Here is a 19,251-nt window from a genome sequence, read left to right on the forward strand (position 1 = left end):
GGCGCCACTGGCCCTCGGCCACTGTGCATCGTATGTGTTGCCCATGTTGAATACGCTTTCTCACGGCACGCCCGGCGGCACGCCCCTAGTCATCGTCCACGGGCTTTACGGATCGGGGCGCAATTGGGGTGTGATCGCCAAGCGCCTGTCCGACCGCTGGCACGTTTTGACCCCGGACATGCGCAATCACGGCGACAGTCCCCGGACCGAAACCCACAGCTATCCCGACCTGGCCGGAGACCTGGCAGAGCTGATCGACGCCCACGGCGGCCGCGCGCACGTCGTCGGTCATTCGATGGGCGGCAAGGCGGCAATGGTCCTGGCACTGCAACACCCTGAAAAGCTTGCCTCGCTCCTCGTCGCCGACATCGCGCCCGTGGCCTATACCCACAGCCAGATCCAGTTCATCGAAGCCATGCGCGCGGTTGATCTGTCCCGGGTCGAAAAACGCTCGGACGCGGTTGAGCAGCTGGCACAGCATGTCGAGGACAAGACCCTGCAAAGCTTCTTCACCCAGTCTCTGGACGTGCAGAACAAACGGTGGAAGCTGAACCTGGACACGCTGGCCCGGGAAATGCCCAAGATCCTCGGGTTTCCCGAGATCCAGGGTCGATACGACGGGCCGACGCTGTTCCTTTCGGGCGGTCAGTCCGACTATGTTCAGGCCGAACACCGTCCGCGTATTCGCGAGCTGTTCCCAAAAGCACGGTTTGCCAAGATCCCTAAGGCAGGGCACTGGCTGCACGCAGAAGACCCGCGCGGGTTCGAGGCCTCGGTTCGGGCTTTCGTGGATCACGTCGAAGGGTAGCGGGTCAAGGGCAGTTTCACGATTCCCGAAACTGCGGCATTTCCTTCCGAAAACAGACGATTGCCCCGTGGACAGGCCATGCCCTTGCGGCAATCTGGCGTCATGCGACAGATCAATACGCTGCGCGCGCGCAGATGCCGCGCGCCGTCAGCTTTCCATCACTCTCAATTCGCCGTCCAGCCAGGGCAGCTGCGCCAGCGCGGGGGCAATGACCATGTCGCCCACCAGCATCCGCATGGTGCGCGCCACGTCGCGCGGAACCCGGTCCGCCCAGTCCGTTCCGGCAAAAAGGGAAATGGTGCGCGAGAAGGGTTTGAAGGGTACGGGATGCGCCTCCATCTGTTCGTGGTAACGCCCGGCGCGCATGTATCCCAACGGCGTGGTGATCGCCCAGCCCATGCCACGCGCCACCAGCGTCATCAGGGAGAGGTGCGCCCCGATCTCGAATCTCTCTGCGAATTCCAGCTTCTGCCGCGCCAGATGGGCCTCGATCTGGCGCCCGATCAGCTGCGCGCGATCATAGCGCAGGATCGGCAACCCCTGCATCATCGCCTCGACCCCACCAGCCGCCTCGACCGCACCGCGGGCACAAACGAGAATGTAAGGGTCTCTCACCAAAGGATATTCGACGATCCCCTCCATCACTTCGCCGCTGCTGGCAGCGATGGCAAGATGCAGGCGGCGCGCCTTGATCTCTTCGGAGATCTCGTGGCTGGGCGCGGTGATCAACTTGAACCGGCAGCGCGTCATGCTCTCGGCCAGGATGGTGACAAGGCGCGGCGTCAGGTCATTGTCGAAATCGTCGATCACCCCCAGGCTCAGCGTGCTGAGATGGGTGAGATCCATCACCGTCAGTTCGTTCTGCGCCAGACGCAACTGCCGCAGCACCGCCTGGGTTCGCCCCAGAAAGGACCGGCCCGCCGGGGTCAGCCGCATCGGCCGGCGCCCGTGATCCACAAGGTCCACGCCAAGTGCGCCCTCGAGGTTGCGCATCTGCTGGCTGACCGCCGGCTGGCTGAGTCCCGTCACCTCGGCCGCCTTGGCGACCGAGCCAGTTTCCGCCAGCGCCTCGAAAACCTCGAGCCCGCGCAACGTCACGCCTTTCATCAACATCGCAGAATCTCCGAGGCCACAGTTTCCGTTTTTGTGAACCTGTCCGCTTACGTCAAGGAAAACGCATGTCCCGCCTGATCAAATCCGCCCCCGGCCTGCCCCCCGCCTCGATCGCGGAAATTTCCGACACCGTGCAGATCATGCTGGCCCGCCTCAAGAGCGGCGGCGAAGAGGTCGCGCGTGACTATGCCGAGCGCCTCGACGGCTGGACCGGAGAGATCACGGTATCACCCGATGAACTGCATCAGGCCGCCCGCCAGGTGCCAGATGCATTGAAACAGGCGCTGGCCTATGCTCACGACAACATCCGCCGTTTTGCCGAAGCACAGCGCGCATCGGTCCGGGATTTCCAGATCGAACTTCATCCGGGCCTGACCACCGGCCAGAAAAGCCTGCCCGTCGCGGCGGCCGGTTGCTACGTCCCCGGCGGACGTTACGCGCATATCGCCTCGGCGCTGATGACCATTGCCACCGCCCGCGCCGCCGGTGTGCCCCATGTCACGGCCTGCGCTCCGCCACGCCGAGACGTGGACGGAACCGCGTTGGGGATCGACCCGGCGACACTCTATGCTATGCAGCTTGCCGGGGCCGACACGATCCTGACCCTGGGCGGCGTGCAGGGGATCGCCGCGATGGCCTACGGCCTGTTCGGAACACCACCCGCCGACGTCCTGGCCGGCCCCGGCAACGCCTATGTCGCCGAAGCCAAGCGCCAGCTTTTCGGCCCCGTGGGCATCGACATGTTCGCCGGACCGACCGACGTGCTGATCCTGGCCGATGCCACCGCCGATCCAGAGTTGGTTGCGCTGGACCTGGCCGGGCAGGCCGAACACGGGCCAACCTCGCCCTGCTGGCTGGTGACGGATCACGAACCACTGGCCATCCGCGTGGCGGAGATCATGCCGCGCACCTGCGCCCGGCTTGGCGGCGACAATGCGCGCGCCGCCCTTGAGGCCTGGCAGGCGATGGGCGAAATCACCCTCTGCGGCAGCCGCGAGGAGATGGCGGCAGAGGCCGACCGCCATGCCCCCGAACACCTGCATGTCCAATGTGCCGACCTTCCCTGGTGGCAGTCACGCCTGTCCAGCTACGGCTCGTTGTTCCTGGGCGCCGAGACCACCGTCGCCTTTGGCGACAAGGCCTCTGGCCCCAACCACGTTCTGCCCACCGGAGGCGCCGCTCGCTACACTGGCGGATTGTCGGTGCACAAGTTCCTGAAAACCGTCACCTGGCAACAGGCCCGAGGCGAGGCCCTAACCGCCCTGGCCCATGCCACGTCTGTCATCTCGCGGGCCGAAGGCATGACCGGACACGCCTTGACGGCGGAGGCCCGCCTCGCAAACCTGTCCCCACGCGCCTGCGCCGCAAACGAAAGTTGAAAGATGAACCTCGCCAAGTTTCCCCGTGTCCGCCTTGCCCACCTACCCACGCCGCTGGAACCGCTGCCGCGCCTGACCGAATTTCTCGGCGGCCCCGAGATATGGATCAAGCGCGACGACTGCACCGGCCTGTCGACCGGCGGCAACAAGACCCGCAAGCTGGAGTTCCTCATGGCCGAGGCGCTGGAGCAGCGCGCCGATGTTGTCCTGACCCAGGGCGCAACGCAGTCCAACCATGCCCGCCAGACAGCGGCGGCGGCGGCGAAGCTGGGCATGGAATGCCATATCCTGCTGGAGGACCGCACCGGCTACAATCACGAGAATTATCGCTACAACGGCAACGTCCTGCTGGACGTGCTGCACGGCGCCTCGATCGAACATCGCGGGCCGGACCTGGACATGAATGCCGAAATGGAGGCCGTGGCCGAGACCATGCGCGAGCATGGCAGGCGCGCCTATACGATCCCGGGCGGCGGATCGAACGCGACGGGCGCACTTGGCTACGTCAACTGTGCGCTGGAGATGCTGAACCAGTTCGTCGAGACCGGGCTGCGCGTCGATCACATCGTTCACGCCACCGGCTCTGCCGGGACACAGGCCGGATTGATCACCGGGCTCAGCGCGATGAACGCCGGTATACCGCTGCTGGGGATCGGGGTCCGCGCACCCAAGGCAAAACAAGAAGAAAACGTCTTTAACCTGGCCGTGAAGACAGCCGAGAAGCTGGGGTGTCCGGGGGTGGTCGCCCGCGAGGATGTGGTGGCCAATACCGATTACGTCGGCGACGGTTACGGCATCCCGGCGGAAAGCACCCTTGAGGCCATCGACCTCTTTGCCCGACACGAGGCGATCCTTCTGGACCCGGTCTATTCGGCCAAGGGCGCGGCCGGGCTGATCGACCTGATCCGCCAGGGCCATTTCAACAGCAATGAGCGCGTCGTCTTCCTGCACACCGGCGGCGCCATAGGGCTGACCGGCTACACGCATGCCTTCGATGTGAAATCCCGCGCATGAGGCCGGTCGGCATTCTTGGCGGGATGGGGCCGCAGGCCACCATCCTGCTGATGCAGAAACTGCTGGACGTGGTGCCTGCGCAGGATGACGCCGACCACGTGCCGGTGATCGTGCATCAGAACCCGGGCGTCCCCTCGCGCATCGCCGCCCTGATCGAGGGCACGGGCCCCTCGCCCCTGCCGGTCCTGCAAGGCATGGCCCGCGACCTGGCCGCTGCAGGCGCCACCGCGTTGGCCATGCCCTGCAACACCGCGCATCATTACGCCGCCGGTATCCGCGCGGCCACCGATCTGCCATTTCTCGACATGCTGGCCGCCACCGCGCAGTCGCTCGAGGGAAAGGGGCGCATCGGTATCCTGGCCTCTCCGGCAACAAGGTTGACCGGCATATTCGACACCTATCTGGATGCGCCCTTCACCGCGCCGCCGGACGACGCGCCCCTGCTTGGGATGATCCGCGCGATCAAGGCCGGCGCGACGCCCGAACAAATCCTGCCCGCGCTGACCGAAGAGGCCAGGCGCCTGCAGGAGCGCACCGATCACATCCTGATCGCCTGCACCGAACTGTCGCTGGCCGCCCCGTTGTTGCCACGGGACATCGCCTGGACGGACAGCCTCGACTGCCTCGTGGGGCGGATCCTCGGCCATGCGCAGTCCGGCTGACGATCCGGATTACTGTCCGCGGCAAACCTGTTCGGCGCGGGCGGCGAAGGCCTTGTATTTCTGCCAGAAGGCCTCGTGCCTCGGGTTGTCCGATTGGCGGATTTCCTGTGCGCGGTGCGGGTCTGAAAAGAACGAGACCGCCATTCTCTGATCCGAGACCGAAAGATCCCGGTCCGCGACCCCCTGCACGCATCCGCACAACCGTCGCGTCGCCCCTTGTCGGCCCGCCGCCACGCAGGCATCGGCGATCGGCCCCGAACTGATGCGCACCTGCGGCGCTGCCCCATAGCTGCGTTTGGATGCTGTTCCGCCACCGCAGGCTGCCAGCCCAAGGCAGGCAGCCAGAATAACTGCTTGCTTCATCTCACCTGTCTCTCGTTGCCCGGACGCGGATTTTCCGTCTGCCCCGGCACTGCCCTCGGGCGCATCATGCGCGATTTGCCCGTCAGCTTCAAGAATCCACCAGCATTCAGGGACAAACATTGCCCGCCCTTATTTGTCCCCAGAGCGTCAGGGGGCGTCTTGACGGTCAGGCCGCCATCAGACCTTCAAGACGCACCCTGACACTTTCCGGCATTAGGCGCGCCGCGCTCAGCCGCGGCAAGTCCATTTCGGTGATTCCGGTGTCCGCGCCGTATAGCTCCAGGTACTCGGCGTAATTGTCGAAACAGCTGCGCGCAACATAGTCGATATAGCTTTCCGCCTCGGCGCCTTCAGCCAGGATCAGCTCATGCGCCTCGGTTTCCACATGATAGATCGTGTAACTGTCTCCCAGGGCCTCGATCGGCTCCCAGAGAATGCTGGTGCCGTTGACCAGCGCCGAGGCATTGATAAGTAGCCCGTCGATGTGCAGCGCGTGATCGGCAGTAAGCAGAAGATCGCGCCGGGGCACACCCCGGCCCAGCGCGTCGGCACAGAGGCGGACGGGCCTCACCCTTTCGGCGGGCTGGAACCGGGGAAAGAGCGTCTGGCGACCGATCCACCTGACTTTCGTCGTTCCGGTCGCCGTACAGATCACCTGGCCGATTTCGAGATCCTGAACCGCCACGGTGCCCTCGGGCGTATCGATCCCAGTGCCTTCCAGAAAGCAGGTCGGGAAATCGCTGGTGTTCAAGTCCAAAAGGCGAAAAGTCCTGGGCTCATCGAAGTCACCCAGGTTCATGCCTTCAGGGATCCAGATATGGCTGAAGGTCCCATTGTGCGTCACCGGCAACCACATGGTGCCGCCCGCCACGAGCGGGACCTCGATGGTCCCGACAAAGGCGTTGTCAGAGCCAATCAGAATGTCCCCGACCTCGAACGTACCGTTTGCCTCGCCATCATCCAAATTGACGCCGCTGCCGGTGGATGACGAATACGTGGCCAGCCCCGCTGAACCTGAATATGACCAATACCCACCCGCGTCATACGTTGCCATTTTTCAAACCCAGATCCCGATGAACACACCCACAAAAAATTTGGCAAAAGACATCACATGTCAACCCGGGCACCGAGAATTTGACGCGGCGCCGCACGTTCGAGTTGAATGCGTGAACCATTTGTCAAAGCGCCTGTCGGGACAGGAGCTTCGCACGTTTCCGCGCCCGGATCGTTGAGAAATCTATACAAAATGCTTCTCGACGGCAGATCAAAACGTGACCGGAACAAGCAGAAGCCCGGGATCAGCGCGTCCCGCCAAGGCCGCCGTCGCTGGCAAAGCCGCCCGCGACGGATTTGCCCGTTCCCGAAGCCCCGGCAAACCCGTCGATCCGGGCGCTTCGATCCGTGGTCTCGCGTGCTTCCGGAGCGGCCTCGACTGCAATGGCCGTGAGGCCGGCAAGGACAAAAATGGCGAGGGCAACGATACGGGTCATCAAACTTCTCCAATCACCTGTGAGGACCCTATGGGCGCGAATTGCGGCGACACAGTCCGGAAATCCCACAGAGGTGCCATTCCGCCGCTGCAACCTGTTGCCATTTCTCACCATCCCCGCGTCACATGGGTCGTGCAGCGTTGCCCCCGGGATGTCCGTTTGCCAAGACACCTCCGGCAAAGAAGGACCCTCGAAGATGCGGCGATTGGCTCTGCTGGCCTGCCTCCTGGGCACATTCGGTATGACGGGTTGCGACGTCGATGGCGGTGGCCTCGACCGCGCGCGGCAGCACTTTGGCGTGACAAATCCCAAGCCCTCTGCCTTCCATGTCTGCGGCAGCCACAACTGCCGCAAGCGCGTCGCCGTTTCGCTAAGCCCGGCCGAATGGTCCAGTGCCAGAGCCCCTCTGCGCAGCCGCCCGCGCACCCCCGGCGCCGAGCGCCGCGCCCTGGCCGAGACCCTGCGCCAGCTGGAAGTCGTGGTGGGACGCAAGACGGGATATGACAGCGACAGGGCCGGATCGACCCTGCAAATGGGCGTCAAGGCGCAGGACTGCGTCGACGAAATGGTCAACACCGCCGTTTACCTGAAGATGCTGGACGATGCTGGCGACCTGCGCTTTCACCGCCCCGGCCAACGCGTCACGATCGGTTTCATGACGCGCGAATTCTGGACCCACACGGTCGCCTCGATCTATCAGAAGGACACAGGGCAGGAATTCATCGTCGAGACTTGGGCCGTGGATTTCGGCGAAACACCCTACATCATGGATCGCAAGGCCTGGGCGGCGAATGAGCCATTGCGGCGGGATTTCTGAAGGTCATTGACCGCGGGGACTGCCACCTATGCGCGGCAGGAAACCGGGGTCGACAAGCACCAGTGCGCAGTCGCTGCTTTGCGCCCTGTCAGCCCCACCGCGCCAAGGTCGCTCTCTCCCATCCCCACTTGACCAAACCCCTGTTCCACAGCATATCGCACCTCATGAGCACACCCCTGTCCCGCATCCGCAACTTCTCCATCGTCGCCCACATCGACCACGGGAAATCCACCCTGGCCGACCGGCTGATCCAGCTGACCGGAACCGTCGCCGAACGCGACATGAAGGCTCAGCTTCTCGATGCGATGGACATCGAGCGCGAGCGCGGCATCACCATCAAGGCCAACACCGTCCGCATCGACTACCCGGCCAAGGACGGCAACACCTATGTCCTCAATCTCATCGACACCCCCGGACACGTCGACTTTGCCTATGAGGTCTCCCGCTCCATGCGCGCGGTCGAAGGCTCGCTGCTGGTGGTCGATGCCTCTCAGGGCGTCGAGGCGCAGACGCTGGCCAATGTCTATACCGCCATCGACGCCGACCATGAGATCATCCCGGTCCTGAACAAGGTCGACCTGCCCGCCGCCGAGCCTGAGCGCGTGGCCGAGCAGATCGAGGATGTCATCGGCATCGACGCCTCGGACGCCTGCCTGATCTCGGCCAAGACCGGCATCGGCATCCCCGACGTGCTCGAGGCGATCGTCAAGCGCCTGCCCCCGCCCCACGGCGGCGATCCGGACGCGCCGCTCAAGGCGATGCTGGTGGACTCGTGGTATGACCCCTACCTCGGCGTCGTCGTCCTGATCCGGATCATGGACGGTACCCTGAAAAAGGGCGACAACATCCGCATGATGCGCACCGGCGGCAAGTACGGCGTCGACAAGCTGGGCGTCTTCCGCCCCGCCATGCAGGACGTCAAGGAACTGGGCCCGGGCGAGATCGGCTTTTTCACCGGCTCGATCAAGCAGGTGCGCGACACCAAGGTCGGCGACACCATCACCCATGACAAGAAACCCTGCGCCGAACCGCTGCCGGGCTTCAAACCCTCGATCCCGGTGGTCTTCTGTGGCCTGTTCCCGGTCGACAGTTCGGAATTCGAGGACCTGCGGGACGCGATCGAGAAACTGGCCCTGAACGACGCCAGCTTTTCCTACGAGATGGAAACCTCGGCCGCGCTTGGCTTCGGCTTCCGCTGCGGCTTCCTCGGCCTTCTGCACCTCGAGGTCATCCGCGACCGGATCGAGCGTGAATATGACATCGAACTGATCACCACCGCGCCCTCGGTCGTCTACCACGTCTTCATGCGCGATGGTGAGCGGATCGACCTGCACAACCCGGCCGACATGCCCGACCCCTCCAAGGTGGACCACATCGAGGAACCGCGCATCAAGGCGACGATCCTGGTGCCGGACGAGTTCTTGGGCGACGTGCTGAAACTCTGCCAGGACCGGCGCGGGCTGCAGCAAGACCTGACCTATGTTGGCGGGCGGGCGATGGCGGTCTACGACCTGCCCCTGAACGAGGTGGTCTTTGACTTCTACGACCGGCTGAAATCGGTGACCAAGGGCTACGCCAGCTTTGATTACGAGATCACCGATTACCGCGAGGACAACCTCGTCAAGATGCAGATCCTCGTCAACGATGAGCCGGTGGACGCGCTCTCGATGATGGTGCACCGTGATCGGGCCGAGATGCGCGGGCGCGCCATGTGCGCCAAGCTCAAGGACCTGATCCCGCGCCAGATGTTCAAGATCCCGATCCAGGCGGCCATCGGCGGCAAGGTCATCGCGCGCGAGACGCTGTCGGCGCTGCGCAAGGACGTGACGGCGAAATGCTACGGCGGCGACGCGACCCGGAAGAAGAAGCTGCTGGAAAAGCAGAAGGCCGGCAAGAAGAAGATGCGCCAGTTCGGGAAGGTGGAGATCCCGCAAGAGGCGTTTATTTCAGCGTTGAAGATGGATGAGTGAAAGACCTTTAGATCCACGGGCCTTAGCTAATTACATTCTCTCAATCCGAGAACACTTCGGATATGAGACTACAAATCTAGAACTCCAGAAATTGGCGTACTTTTCGTATGGAAAGTACCTAGTCTCTTTCAACGAAAAGCTGTGCGAGGGATACTTCGAGGCTTGGGAACACGGACCAGTACATCCTTTGATGTACCGAGAATTCAAGAGATACGGCTCCAACCCGATATCTCATAAGGCCGAATCAGTCGACTTGATTACTGGTGAAGTCACTGTAATCTTAGGCCCCAATGACACAAAACGTCGCACACACATTGCGGAAACAGTTCTTCAACTTCGGGCGCTAACCGCCTCACAGCTCAGAAGAAAATCTCATGCGGCCAAAGGCCCGTGGCACTCTGTTTGGGAGAGCGCCAGAGTTAACCTTGCGTCACAGGTCATCATACCGGATAATGTGATCCGGGAGGGGTTCAACCGCCATATCTTGGCGGCTGACGATGTAGACCAGTCGCAGGAGACCCTGTATGAAGATCATCCGCCTGACTTCAATCGAAGTCGCTAACATCTCTGTTCTGCCCCTCGAGAAACGACACCAACGACTCCTCCGAATTGAAGAACCAAATGTTCGTTGGGGATACAAACCGGTCGTAGATGCTTTGCCAAAGCTGCTCTTGGCTAAAGCACCATTGTTTGGCCACCTTCCTGCCGGGTCCGATGCTGCTCTATTGGATCAAATTCGTAAAAACTGCAAGTCAGGACCAACGCAGACTAAATCCTGCCTTGCCGTGGCCAACGCCATAATCGAATGGCGGAACGAAAACTCAGTCACGGGCCGGATAGTGTCGCCAGAGCCATTACGCTTGTCTGTCGATACACTACAATACTGCGCTGATGTCGCTGCAGTCAAAGACGGTATTGGCTATGTTCTTCATCTTGACCCCCGCTCGTCTATGACCCTTTCGGTTCAGGGCAAAGAGTTTATCAAGTCCCTGATCCACCATACGGCGTTGATTGGCGATCTGCGCAATGCTCAGGCTGCATTGCTCCGTGTCCCTAGAACCACAAACGGCAAGCGGAGGGCGATTTTTGAGTATCTGGACGGCGAACCGGTTTTTGACCTGGAGGAAATCCTCCAGCGAATCCAAGAAACGTACTCGATCTGGGAGATGATCCTCAGGGACCGGCGCGAAGCCAACGCGGCTGAGGCGTAGCCTCATTAGCCCATGCCCGGCTCCATGCGCCGCAGGTAAGGCGGGCTTCAGCCCGCCACACCGCCGGACCGAAGCGCGGGTTCTTTCTTCCCTACTCCGTCGCGGACTCCCAACGCCGACACCCTCTCACTACCCCGTCCACAGCATCCCCAGGTACCACTCGACCTATCCGAATCCCCCCTTTGCCCCGGGCACGCAAACCCCTAATGTCCCGGCCTCATGCGACTGCCCCTTCGACTCGCCCTGCTTACCCTCGCCCTGCCCGGCTCGCTGGCCGCGCAGGAACCGGGGGAGTGTATCGGGCATGACCTGAAAAGCCCCGATCAGCGCATCCAGCTACTGGCGCCCACGCATACCTGGACGCTCTACAATCTTGGTCCCGGACAGGTGGTGATCCATGCCAGCAGCGGGCAGAGCCTGCCCGGCCCCGCCCCCAGCAGCGAACCGCGGCCCAGCCCCTTCCGGGGCGAGACTGGCACCAGCTATGCGCTGTCGCTGGACGGGCCGGGGCTGACCATCGTCTATATCTGCCCCGGCACCTGACCCGCGAATACCCCCTCAGGCCGAGGCGCCGCGCGCCGCGTCGGGGTGCTCTTTCAGGAAATGGTGCAGCACGCCGTAAAGCTCCCTGGCATGCGCCTTGTCCCCCCGGTGCAGCGCCTCGCGGATGTCCTCGCAGATCATCTGCTGCACCTTCGCGGCACCGTGATGCTGGTGCATCATGTATTCGGCGAGGCAGGAGGCGCTGACGTCCGGCAGTCGGTCATGTTCGGCAACGGCCTCGATCTCCTCCCGTGTCAGGCAGGTCATGTCCTCGATATCGTCCAGCGTGATCATCTTTCCCCTCCCGGATCTACGCACATCAGGAGGAGGATAGGCCAGGACCACGCGGGTGACCTTGATCCGGATCAGGCCAGACGTCCGATCGGGTCAGGTTCCGCCGGTGCCCAGACCAGGATCGGTGACCTCGGGATAGTCATAGCCCGTCGCCGGATCATCCAGGATGAAGTCGAAATAATAGCCTTCATCGCCGTAGTGCTGGAACTCATCCTCCGGGGCGGGCATCTGGTTGCGCACCAGGTCATTCTCAAGCCGGCGCAGGTAGGCGATCAACCGCGGCAGTGGCGGGCGGTTGCGCTCGATATAGCGCTTGGCCTTGCGCATCGCCTCCTGCTTCTCCCAGGTTGGGACCGCGTCGAGCGGATTGTGGAAGGACGGCCCGCGTGCCGCCCCCTGCCCCTGGGTCGAGACCACCGCGCCCCTGGGATCGGCCCATCGCGGGCCGCCCAGCCAGACCGCCGCGAACATGATCTTGGCACGGATCTCTGGCGTACCGCCGACGATCAGCCCGTCATAGAACATGACGTGCACGTCTTCCCATTTCGCGCGGTGAAACATCGGCCCGCGTTCGTTTCCGACACCGCAATAGGCGTCATGCACGGCCGCGGCATTGATGTATTCGGGCGAGGTCGGATCGCCGACGATGCTGATGAAGATCTTGGGGATCGACGCACCATCCGTCAGTGTCCGCGGCGGAGCGTTCCAGGATTTTCCATGTGCATCGACGAAGTTCAGCGGATCGGCGGTTGGGAAGAACTTGTACGGGCGCCGCGGCAGCTCAACCGGCTCGTCGAGGACCCGCAGCGGCGACTGGCTGAAACTGCAGCCCCCCTGCGGTTGGGTCAGGCAGGAAATCTCGGGCGCCTCGGCGCGGCTGCTCTGGGCGATGTAGGTTGTCGGGTCGCATCCCGCCACGGCGAGGACACAGGCCGACAGAAGGGCAAGTTTGCGCATGGTCTATCCATTGGATCAAATACGATGGCGCGAACCTACGAGAGTCGTCCATCCCGATCAAGCGGCGCCTGACCCAGATCAAGGATTTCGCATGCGGTTCCGGATATGTGTCGCGAAAACAAGCACGTCCGGAGGGTTTCATGTTTCGTCTTGCCAGTCTTCTCTATTCCCTGATTTCAACCTCCCTGGCGGGGACCTTCATCATTGTCGCGCTGGTTTCAGGGCAAGACACGCTCTACCCGATCCTCGCAGCCGCCATCGCCGGGTTCGTGGTCGCCGCGCCGGTGTCCTGGCTGGTGGCCCGTCAGCTCTACAACTGATCCAACAGACCCTCGGCGCAGCGCTCGATCAGGTCCAGAGTCCCGTCGAAGTCACGCGTGTAATAGGGATCGGGCACCTCGTCGGTGCCAAGTGATGGGGCGTAGTCCGTCATCAGGCGCAGCTCTGCCCCGCCCGTTGCCGGCGCCATGACGCGCAGATCCCGAAGGTTCTGCCCGTCCATCGCGACGATCAGGTCGAAACGCGCAAAATCGCGCGCCGTGACCTGCCGCGCACGCAGGGCAGACAGGTCATATCCCCGCCGAAGCGCTGCCTGTTGCATCGCTGCATAGGGTGGCTCTCCGATGTGCCAGCGCCCGGTCCCTGCGCTGTCCAGGTCCACCGCCATGCCGCGCGCCTCTGCAAGCGCCCGGACCACCGCTTCGGCAGAGGGGGACCGGCAGATGTTGCCGAGGCAGACAAAGAGGATACGATGGGCCATGTCACGGTCCTAGCGAGCCGTGGGGAACAGGGCAAGGACCGAGGATATGACTGGCAAGATCGTCATCCTGACCGGCGCCGGGCTTTCGGCGGAGAGCGGGCTGGGTACCTTCCGCGACGAAGACGGACTCTGGGCGAAACACAAGATCGAGGACGTGGCGACCCCCGAAGGCTTTGCCCGTAACCCCTCCCTCGTCCACGATTTCTACAACGCCCGCCGCAGTCAATCCGCAGGTGCCGCGCCGAATGCCGCCCACGAAGCGCTGGCCCGCCTGCAACAGTATTGGCCTGGCGAGGTGATTCTTGTGACGCAGAACGTCGATGGGCTGCATGAAAGCGCTGGCGGCGAAGCGGTCCACATGCACGGTACGCTGGCCGGGGCGCTCTGCGCGGCCTGCGGTTTCCGCTGGGCCGCACCAGAGACGATGCTGCCCGAGGACCCCTGCCCCGCCTGTGCCGCCCCCGCGACCCGACCGGACGTGGTCTGGTTCGGAGAGATCCCCTATCACATGGACGAGATCGCAGAACATTTGCAGGACTGTGCGATATTCGCCGCTATCGGAACCTCTGGACAGGTCTATCCGGCGGCAGGTTTCGTCGTCGAAGCCGCGCTCGCCGGGGCGGAAACCGTGGAACTGAACCTGGAACGGACCGAGGTGTCATGGGCCTTTACCAGGCACTGCATGGGCAAGGCGACAGAGGTCGTCCCCCCTTGGGTGGACAGTCTGCTGGCGCGACAGGTGTAGGGCAGGCCCACAAGGCCTGCCCCATCACATCTTCAGTTGCTGGCGCCCATGCCGGCGCCGTGACCCATACCGTGGCCCATGCCTTGCTTCGGCTGGCGTTCAAGATCGACGGGAATTTCGACGACCATGTCGCCCGCCTTTTCAAAGGTCAGCGTCACGGTAACCGTCTGACCTTGTTCCATCGGACCTTTCAGCCCCATGAACATGACGTGATCGCCACCGCGTTGCAGCATGTGCGCACCACCCGCGGGCACGGGAAAGCCTTCCTCGACTTCCATCATGCGCATGACGCCTTCGCCCATATCCTTGTGCGTGTGCAGTTCGACCCGCACGGCAATGTCGGACTTTGCGGCAATCAGCCGGTCGTCCTCCGCGCCGGTGTTCTCGATCATCATGAAGGCGGCCCCGGCTTTGGCCAGCGGTCCGGAACTGCGGGCGTAGGGGTCCTTGACGACGATTTCGGCAAAGGCAGGCGTGGCAAGGGCCAGCGCGCAGGCGCCGGCAAAGAGGGTTTTCAGGGTCATTTCAATATCCTCGGTATTCTCTGTCAGTGATGTGGTCTGTCAGTCAGAGAATACGCGGAGGTCCCCGGGCCCGGGCTTGAGCATTTGCCTGCTCGGCCAGAATCGTCTCTGGCTGCTCCCAATCCACGGTGCGCCAGGTCAGCGCCAGGGCAGGCGGCAACGTGGTGACACCGGTCTCGACGAACAGCACCGTTGCCGCGTCCGGGCAGATATGCGGAGGCTCGACCGGTTGACCGTCCGCGTCCACGAGAACCGTCACGACGGTCAGGCCACGGCAGATCACGATGCTGCCCGCAGGGTCCGCCTGCCCGCGCGCATAGGCGGCTGACAGGCCCGTGAGGGCCAGCACCATCGCCAGCAAGACGCCTATGAAGGGCCGGAGTTTCAGCATCGCTTCGATGATATAGACGCCCTGCCCGGGCGCCCCAAAGCGACAAAAGGAAACAGCCCCGCGGCCGGGGCCACGGGGCTGTATTCACTGTCCCTCAGGAAAGCTTCAGGCTTCGGCCTGTGCCTTCATGATCTCTTTTTTGACCTTCAGGGCGCGATCCGAAAGCTCGACGTCTTTCGCCTTGGCCAGAAACTTGTCCAGGCCGCCACGGTGGTCGACCGAACGCAGCGCGTGCGCCGTGATGCGCAGCTTGATGCCGCGGCCCAGCGTCTCGGACTGCAGGGTCACGTCGTTCAGGTTCGGGAGATAACGCCGTTTGGTCTTGTTGTTGGCGTGGCTCACATTGTTGCCCACCATCGGGCCCTTGCCGGTCAGTTCGCAGACACGCGACATCGCTTCGTCCTCATCCACTGGTGGCAAGGCCTCTGCCCCGCCGGTCTCATCCTTGCAGCGTACCCCGGTTCAAACGAATCGAAGACCCTGCCAATATCAAAGGGCGCCGCCCGTTTTGGTTATTCGGGGGGCGCCCGGAATCTGGTCTGACGGTGCATATGCAGATGCGCGGGTTTCGTCAAGTCCCTGTTGCAAGGCTTTCGTCCCGCGGCCTGCATGGCGGCCTCATCCCATCTGCAGGTAGTCGCGCAACAGCTCCTCTGCTGCCGCCGAAGGCGTCAGCCCGCCTGCCTCGACGTCGCGCGCAAGTGCCTCCATCGCCCCCTTGACCGGCTCCCGCTTCAGCCGTGCCAGCAGGCGCTCACGGACTTCGGCTTCGAACCAGAATCGCGCCTGTTCGGCGCGACGGCCCGCGAATTGCCCGGTCTCACGCCGCCAATCGGCGAGGGACTGCATCTCTTCCCAGGCCGTCACCAGGCCCGAATCCTCCAGCGCCGAAACGGTCATCGCCTTCGGAAAGCCCTCCGGGTCCTGCGGACGCTTGCGCAACAGGCGCAGTGCCCCGGCATAGTCCGCGCAGGTCCGCACGGCGGTGGTCTTGAGCGCCCCGTCCGCCTTGTTGACCAGCAGGATGTCGGCCATCTCCATGATGCCGCGCTTGACCCCCTGCAACTCGTCACCACCGGCAGGTGCCAGCAGCAGCAGGAACAGGTCGGACATTTCCGCCACCATCGTCTCGGACTGGCCGACGCCCACCGTCTCGATCAGCACCACGTCGAATCCCGCCGCCTCGCAGAGGTCGATAGCCTCGCGCGTGCGCCGCGCGACCCCGCCCAGCTGCGATTGCGACGGCGAGGGGCGGATAAAGGCGTTCTTGTCCCGGCTCAGCCGTTCCATCCGCGTCTTGTCCCCCAGGATCGACCCGCCCGAACGCGCCGAACTGGGATCCACGGCCAGCACGGCGACCTTGAGTCCCTGCGCCGTCAGCATCATGCCGAAGGCCTCGATGAAGGTGGATTTGCCGACGCCCGGCGTACCCGACAGGCCGACGCGCAGCGCCTCGCGGCCATGCCCCTTCAACGCTTCAAGCAAGGAAAGCGCCTGCGCGCGGTGATCCGCCCGCCCGCTTTCCACCAGCGTGATGGCACGCGCCAGGGCACGCCGTTCGCCCGCCAGGATGCGGGTCTTGAGATCCTCGATATCCATGTGCCCATTTCCCGCGCCCGCGTGGAAAAGTCCAGAGCCGCGACGTCGCTGTCAGACCTCTCACCAGGCGCCCACTTTCCAAGCGCCCCGTGGTCGCTCATAACGCGCCCATGACCAGACTGCCCATCGAAGACGCTCTGCCTAGGCTGATCTCTGCCCTGCGTGATCGCTCCCGCGCGGTGCTGCAAGCGCCCCCCGGCGCGGGCAAGACGACGCGCGTGCCTCTGGCGATGCTTGAGGCCGGCCTGACATCCGGCAAGATCGTCATGCTGGAACCCCGCCGCCTTGCCGCGCGGGCCGCTGCACAACGGCTGGCGGAGCAACTGGGTGAGGACCCCGGCCAGACCGTCGGCTATCGCATCCGTGGCGAATCGAAGGCCTCGAAGTCAACCCGGATCGAGGTTGTGACCGAAGGCATCCTGACCCGCATGATCCAGTCCGATCCGGAGTTGACCGGCATCGGTGCGGTGCTCTTCGACGAATTCCACGAAAGATCCCTGAACGCCGACCTCGGGCTGGCGCTCTGCCTGGAAATCGCCGATGCCCTGCGCGATGACCTGATGCTTCTGGCCATGTCGGCGACGCTGGACGCGCAGCCCGTGGCCGACCTGATGCAGGCGCCCGTCGTGACCTCCGAGGGACGCAGCTTTCCGGTCGACACCCGCTGGCTGCCGCACCCCCTGCCCAAGCGGCAGAGATTGGACCAGGCGATGGCCGACCTGATCCTGCAGGCCCATGACGAGACAGAGGGGGGTATCCTGGCCTTCCTTCCCGGAGAGGGCGAGATCCGCCGGACCGAGGCCCTGCTGAAATCACGCCTGCCCAAGGACACGCTTCTGCGTCCGCTCTTCGGCGCGATGGATCTTGCCGCGCAGCGTGCCGCCATCCGCCCGGAACGGTCGGGTCGCAAGCTGGTTCTGGCGACATCAATCGCCGAAACCTCGCTGACGATCGAAGACATTCGCGTGGTCGTGGACGGCGGCAAGGCCCGCCGGGCGCGCTTCGACCCCGGTTCGGGCATGTCCCGGCTGGTCACCGAACGTGTCACCCGCGCCGAGGCGACCCAGCGCGCCGGGCGCGCAGGCCGCGTCGCGCCCGGGATTGCCTACCGGCTCTGGACCAAAGGTGAGGAAGGCGGGCTAAGACCCTATCCGCCCGCGGAAATCGAGGCCGCGGACCTGGCGGGGCTGGCGCTGGAAATCGCGCTCTGGGGCGCCGATCCGGCGGAAATGCCTTTTCTTACGCCCCCACCCGAAGGCGCGTTCGCCGAAGCCCAGTCCCTGCTCAGATTCCTCGGCGCGCTGGACGACGAAAACCGGATCACCGCGCACGGCAGGATCTTATCCACATTGCCACTTCACCCTCGGCTTGCACATATGATGACTCTGGGGGGTGCAAAGGCGGCAAATCTGGCTGCACTCTTATCTGATCGCGATCCGCTCACATCGGCATCCACAGACCTCGCTCTGCGGCTCGATGCGCTGCGCGATCCGGGCGGATTTTCCGAGCGCAGGCCCGAGCAGATCAATCGTGGCGCCCTGGACCGCATCCGCGCAGAGGCGAAACGCCTCTCGAAAAGCATCAGGAAGCGCGACAAACCTTCTGAAAAGGCGCAGGATTTCAGTGACGCCGAAATGGCCGCCCTGGCCTACCCCGATCGCATCGGTCTGCGCCGCAAGGGCGAGGCTGCCCGTTTCCAGCTGTCCGGCGGCAAGGGCGCGGTGATGGAGGATCACGACCCGCTGGCAGGCGAGCGACTGATCGTCGTCACCGATACGGACGGCAACCTGCGCGAGGCGCGCATTCGCCAAGCCATCGCGATCTCCCTGGCCGAGGTGCGCGCACTCTTTGCCGACCGGATCGCGTGGCACGACCTCTGCGAATGGTCGAGGCGCGACCGCCGTGTCATCGCCCGCCAGCAGGAACGGCTGGGGGCCATCGCGCTGGATGACCGCATCTGGAAGGACGCCCCGGAGGAGGCCGTGGCCCGCGCCATGCTGGACGGGGTACGCGACCTGGGGATCCCCCTGTCAGATGCCGCCCGACGGTTTACTGCCCGTGTGGCCCTCGCCCGCGAAGCCGGGCAAGACCTGCCCGACATGTCCCCCGAGGCGCTGATGGAAACGCTCGAAGACTGGCTCTTGCCCTTCCTGGGCGGCGTCCGCACCGCCGCCGACTGGAAACGCTTTGACTTGCTGCCGGCCCTGCGTGCGCGGCTGGACTGGACCCAGACTCAGGCGCTGGACGCAGGCATTCCGGCGCATTTCACCACGCCGCTGGGGCGCAAGGTGCCGATCGATTATTCAGGCGAGCACCCGGAAATTCAGTTGCGCCTGCAAGAGCTCTTTGGCCAGACAGTGCATCCAATGGTCGGGCGTACCCCGCTGCGGATCACCCTTCTGTCGCCCGCGCAGCGTCCGGTACAGACCACGATGGACCTGCCAGGCTTCTGGTCCGGGTCCTATGCCGACGTGCGCAAGGACATGCGTGCACGCTATCCCAGGCACCCCTGGCCCGAGGACCCGACACAGGCCGACCCCACGCTGCGGGCAAAACCGCGCGGGACATGACGGGCGTGGCTGGCGGGTGGGCCGCTGACGCGCGCAGGCGC

23 protein-coding genes are annotated in these 19,251 nt (G+C 63.9%); 12 read left to right on the forward strand and 11 right to left on the reverse strand.

The window, feature by feature from the left end; genetic code table 11:
• The first annotated feature begins 43 nt into the window (after positions 1-43).
• Positions 44-808, forward strand: coding sequence for an alpha/beta fold hydrolase (locus tag PVW46_RS07790; protein ID WP_069209888.1), 765 nt, complete (start codon positions 44-46; stop codon positions 806-808).
• Between the two features lie 147 nt (positions 809-955).
• Here the strand turns inward: PVW46_RS07790 and PVW46_RS07795 are convergent, their stop codons facing one another.
• Positions 956-1,921: a LysR family transcriptional regulator gene (locus tag PVW46_RS07795; RefSeq protein WP_069209889.1), complete on the reverse strand. Its 966-nt coding sequence runs from the start codon at positions 1,919-1,921 to the stop codon at positions 956-958.
• Positions 1,922-1,986: 65 nt separating this feature from the next.
• On the opposite strand from PVW46_RS07795, the gene hisD reads away from it, so the two are divergent.
• From hisD to cuyB, 3 genes are read left to right on the forward strand one after another with little or no spacing between them, the layout of a single operon-like run.
• Entirely contained in the window at positions 1,987-3,300 is a 1,314-nt protein-coding gene (gene hisD, locus PVW46_RS07800; protein ID WP_274575487.1) for a histidinol dehydrogenase, read from the forward strand.
• Between the two features lie 3 nt (positions 3,301-3,303).
• Positions 3,304-4,314 (forward strand): D-cysteate sulfo-lyase, encoded by a 1,011-nt coding sequence (cuyA, locus tag PVW46_RS07805; RefSeq protein ID WP_069209891.1) that lies wholly within the window; start codon positions 3,304-3,306, stop codon positions 4,312-4,314.
• Entirely contained in the window at positions 4,311-4,976 is a 666-nt protein-coding gene (gene cuyB / locus PVW46_RS07810) for a cysteate racemase (RefSeq protein WP_043136651.1), read from the forward strand. The genes cuyA and cuyB overlap by 4 nt, the downstream gene beginning before the upstream one ends.
• Before the next feature lie 9 nt (positions 4,977-4,985).
• Here cuyB and PVW46_RS07815 read toward each other — a convergent pair whose 3' ends face one another.
• From PVW46_RS07815 to PVW46_RS07825, 3 genes are all read right to left on the reverse strand, one after another.
• Positions 4,986-5,339 (reverse strand): hypothetical protein, encoded by a 354-nt coding sequence (locus PVW46_RS07815; protein ID WP_043136648.1) that lies wholly within the window; start codon positions 5,337-5,339, stop codon positions 4,986-4,988.
• A gap of 166 nt (positions 5,340-5,505) precedes the next feature.
• Entirely contained in the window at positions 5,506-6,303 is a 798-nt protein-coding gene (locus PVW46_RS07820) for a Hint domain-containing protein (RefSeq protein ID WP_069209892.1), read from the reverse strand.
• Between the two features lie 334 nt (positions 6,304-6,637).
• Positions 6,638-6,829: a hypothetical protein gene (locus PVW46_RS07825; RefSeq protein WP_069209893.1), complete on the reverse strand. Its 192-nt coding sequence runs from the start codon at positions 6,827-6,829 to the stop codon at positions 6,638-6,640.
• A gap of 196 nt (positions 6,830-7,025) precedes the next feature.
• Here PVW46_RS07825 and PVW46_RS07830 point away from each other — a divergent pair, with 196 nt between their 5' ends.
• The 5 genes from PVW46_RS07830 to PVW46_RS07845 all read left to right on the forward strand — a co-directional run bounded on the left by PVW46_RS07830 (position 7,026) and on the right by PVW46_RS07845 (position 11,370).
• Positions 7,026-7,646 (forward strand): hypothetical protein, encoded by a 621-nt coding sequence (locus PVW46_RS07830; RefSeq protein WP_069209894.1) that lies wholly within the window; start codon positions 7,026-7,028, stop codon positions 7,644-7,646.
• Between the two features lie 164 nt (positions 7,647-7,810).
• Positions 7,811-9,616, forward strand: coding sequence for a translation elongation factor 4 (gene lepA / locus PVW46_RS07835; RefSeq protein ID WP_043136640.1), 1,806 nt, complete (start codon positions 7,811-7,813; stop codon positions 9,614-9,616).
• Positions 9,609-10,178, forward strand: coding sequence for a Panacea domain-containing protein (locus PVW46_RS28735; protein ID WP_083242341.1), 570 nt, complete (start codon positions 9,609-9,611; stop codon positions 10,176-10,178). The genes lepA and PVW46_RS28735 overlap by 8 nt, the downstream gene beginning before the upstream one ends.
• Positions 10,141-10,827, forward strand: a complete 687-nt coding sequence (locus PVW46_RS07840) for a hypothetical protein (protein ID WP_139132329.1) — start codon at positions 10,141-10,143, stop codon at positions 10,825-10,827. Before PVW46_RS28735 ends, PVW46_RS07840 begins: the two co-directional genes overlap by 38 nt.
• 219 nt (positions 10,828-11,046) lie before the next feature.
• A complete protein-coding gene (locus PVW46_RS07845) occupies positions 11,047-11,370 on the forward strand; it encodes a hypothetical protein (RefSeq protein WP_069209896.1) in 324 nt (107 codons plus the stop codon).
• A gap of 15 nt (positions 11,371-11,385) precedes the next feature.
• Here PVW46_RS07845 and PVW46_RS07850 read toward each other — a convergent pair whose 3' ends face one another.
• Together PVW46_RS07850 and PVW46_RS07855 are read right to left on the reverse strand one after the other, a co-directional pair.
• Positions 11,386-11,664: a hypothetical protein gene (locus PVW46_RS07850; RefSeq protein ID WP_043136631.1), complete on the reverse strand. Its 279-nt coding sequence runs from the start codon at positions 11,662-11,664 to the stop codon at positions 11,386-11,388.
• Positions 11,665-11,757: 93 nt separating this feature from the next.
• Entirely contained in the window at positions 11,758-12,621 is an 864-nt protein-coding gene (locus tag PVW46_RS07855) for a DUF1353 domain-containing protein (protein WP_069209897.1), read from the reverse strand.
• Between the two features lie 140 nt (positions 12,622-12,761).
• Between PVW46_RS07855 and PVW46_RS07860 the strand changes: the two genes are divergently transcribed.
• Positions 12,762-12,941: a CTP synthetase gene (locus PVW46_RS07860; protein WP_069209898.1), complete on the forward strand. Its 180-nt coding sequence runs from the start codon at positions 12,762-12,764 to the stop codon at positions 12,939-12,941.
• Here the strand turns inward: PVW46_RS07860 and PVW46_RS07865 are convergent.
• Complete coding sequence (locus PVW46_RS07865; protein WP_069209899.1) at positions 12,932-13,381, reverse strand: low molecular weight protein-tyrosine-phosphatase; 450 nt, start codon at positions 13,379-13,381, stop codon at positions 12,932-12,934. The two genes, PVW46_RS07860 and PVW46_RS07865, sit on opposite strands and share 10 nt — an antisense overlap.
• Before the next feature lie 46 nt (positions 13,382-13,427).
• On the opposite strand from PVW46_RS07865, the gene PVW46_RS07870 reads away from it, so the two are divergent.
• Positions 13,428-14,126, forward strand: a complete 699-nt coding sequence (locus PVW46_RS07870) for an NAD-dependent deacylase (RefSeq protein WP_274575494.1) — start codon at positions 13,428-13,430, stop codon at positions 14,124-14,126.
• 32 nt (positions 14,127-14,158) lie between these two features.
• On the opposite strand, the gene PVW46_RS07875 is transcribed toward PVW46_RS07870, so the two are convergent.
• The 4 genes from PVW46_RS07875 to meaB all read right to left on the reverse strand — a co-directional run bounded on the left by PVW46_RS07875 (position 14,159) and on the right by meaB (position 16,640).
• Positions 14,159-14,650 (reverse strand): copper chaperone PCu(A)C, encoded by a 492-nt coding sequence (locus PVW46_RS07875; protein ID WP_069209901.1) that lies wholly within the window; start codon positions 14,648-14,650, stop codon positions 14,159-14,161.
• Between the two features lie 43 nt (positions 14,651-14,693).
• Positions 14,694-15,041: a hypothetical protein gene (locus PVW46_RS07880; RefSeq protein WP_069209902.1), complete on the reverse strand. Its 348-nt coding sequence runs from the start codon at positions 15,039-15,041 to the stop codon at positions 14,694-14,696.
• A 105-nt stretch (positions 15,042-15,146) separates the two neighbouring features.
• Complete coding sequence (rpmB, locus tag PVW46_RS07885; protein WP_043136807.1) at positions 15,147-15,434, reverse strand: 50S ribosomal protein L28; 288 nt, start codon at positions 15,432-15,434, stop codon at positions 15,147-15,149.
• 225 nt (positions 15,435-15,659) lie between these two features.
• Positions 15,660-16,640, reverse strand: a complete 981-nt coding sequence (gene meaB / locus PVW46_RS07890; protein WP_069209903.1) for a methylmalonyl Co-A mutase-associated GTPase MeaB — start codon at positions 16,638-16,640, stop codon at positions 15,660-15,662.
• 110 nt (positions 16,641-16,750) lie between these two features.
• On the opposite strand from meaB, the gene hrpB reads away from it, so the two are divergent.
• The gene (gene hrpB, locus PVW46_RS07895) at positions 16,751-19,210 is read left to right on the forward strand and encodes an ATP-dependent helicase HrpB (protein ID WP_069209904.1); all 2,460 of its coding nucleotides are present in this window, start codon (positions 16,751-16,753) and stop codon (positions 19,208-19,210) included.
• Positions 19,211-19,251: the final 41 nt, after the last annotated feature.

Source organism: Mameliella sp. AT18, from assembly GCF_028807275.1.
GTDB lineage: Bacteria > Pseudomonadota > Alphaproteobacteria > Rhodobacterales > Rhodobacteraceae > Antarctobacter > Antarctobacter albus.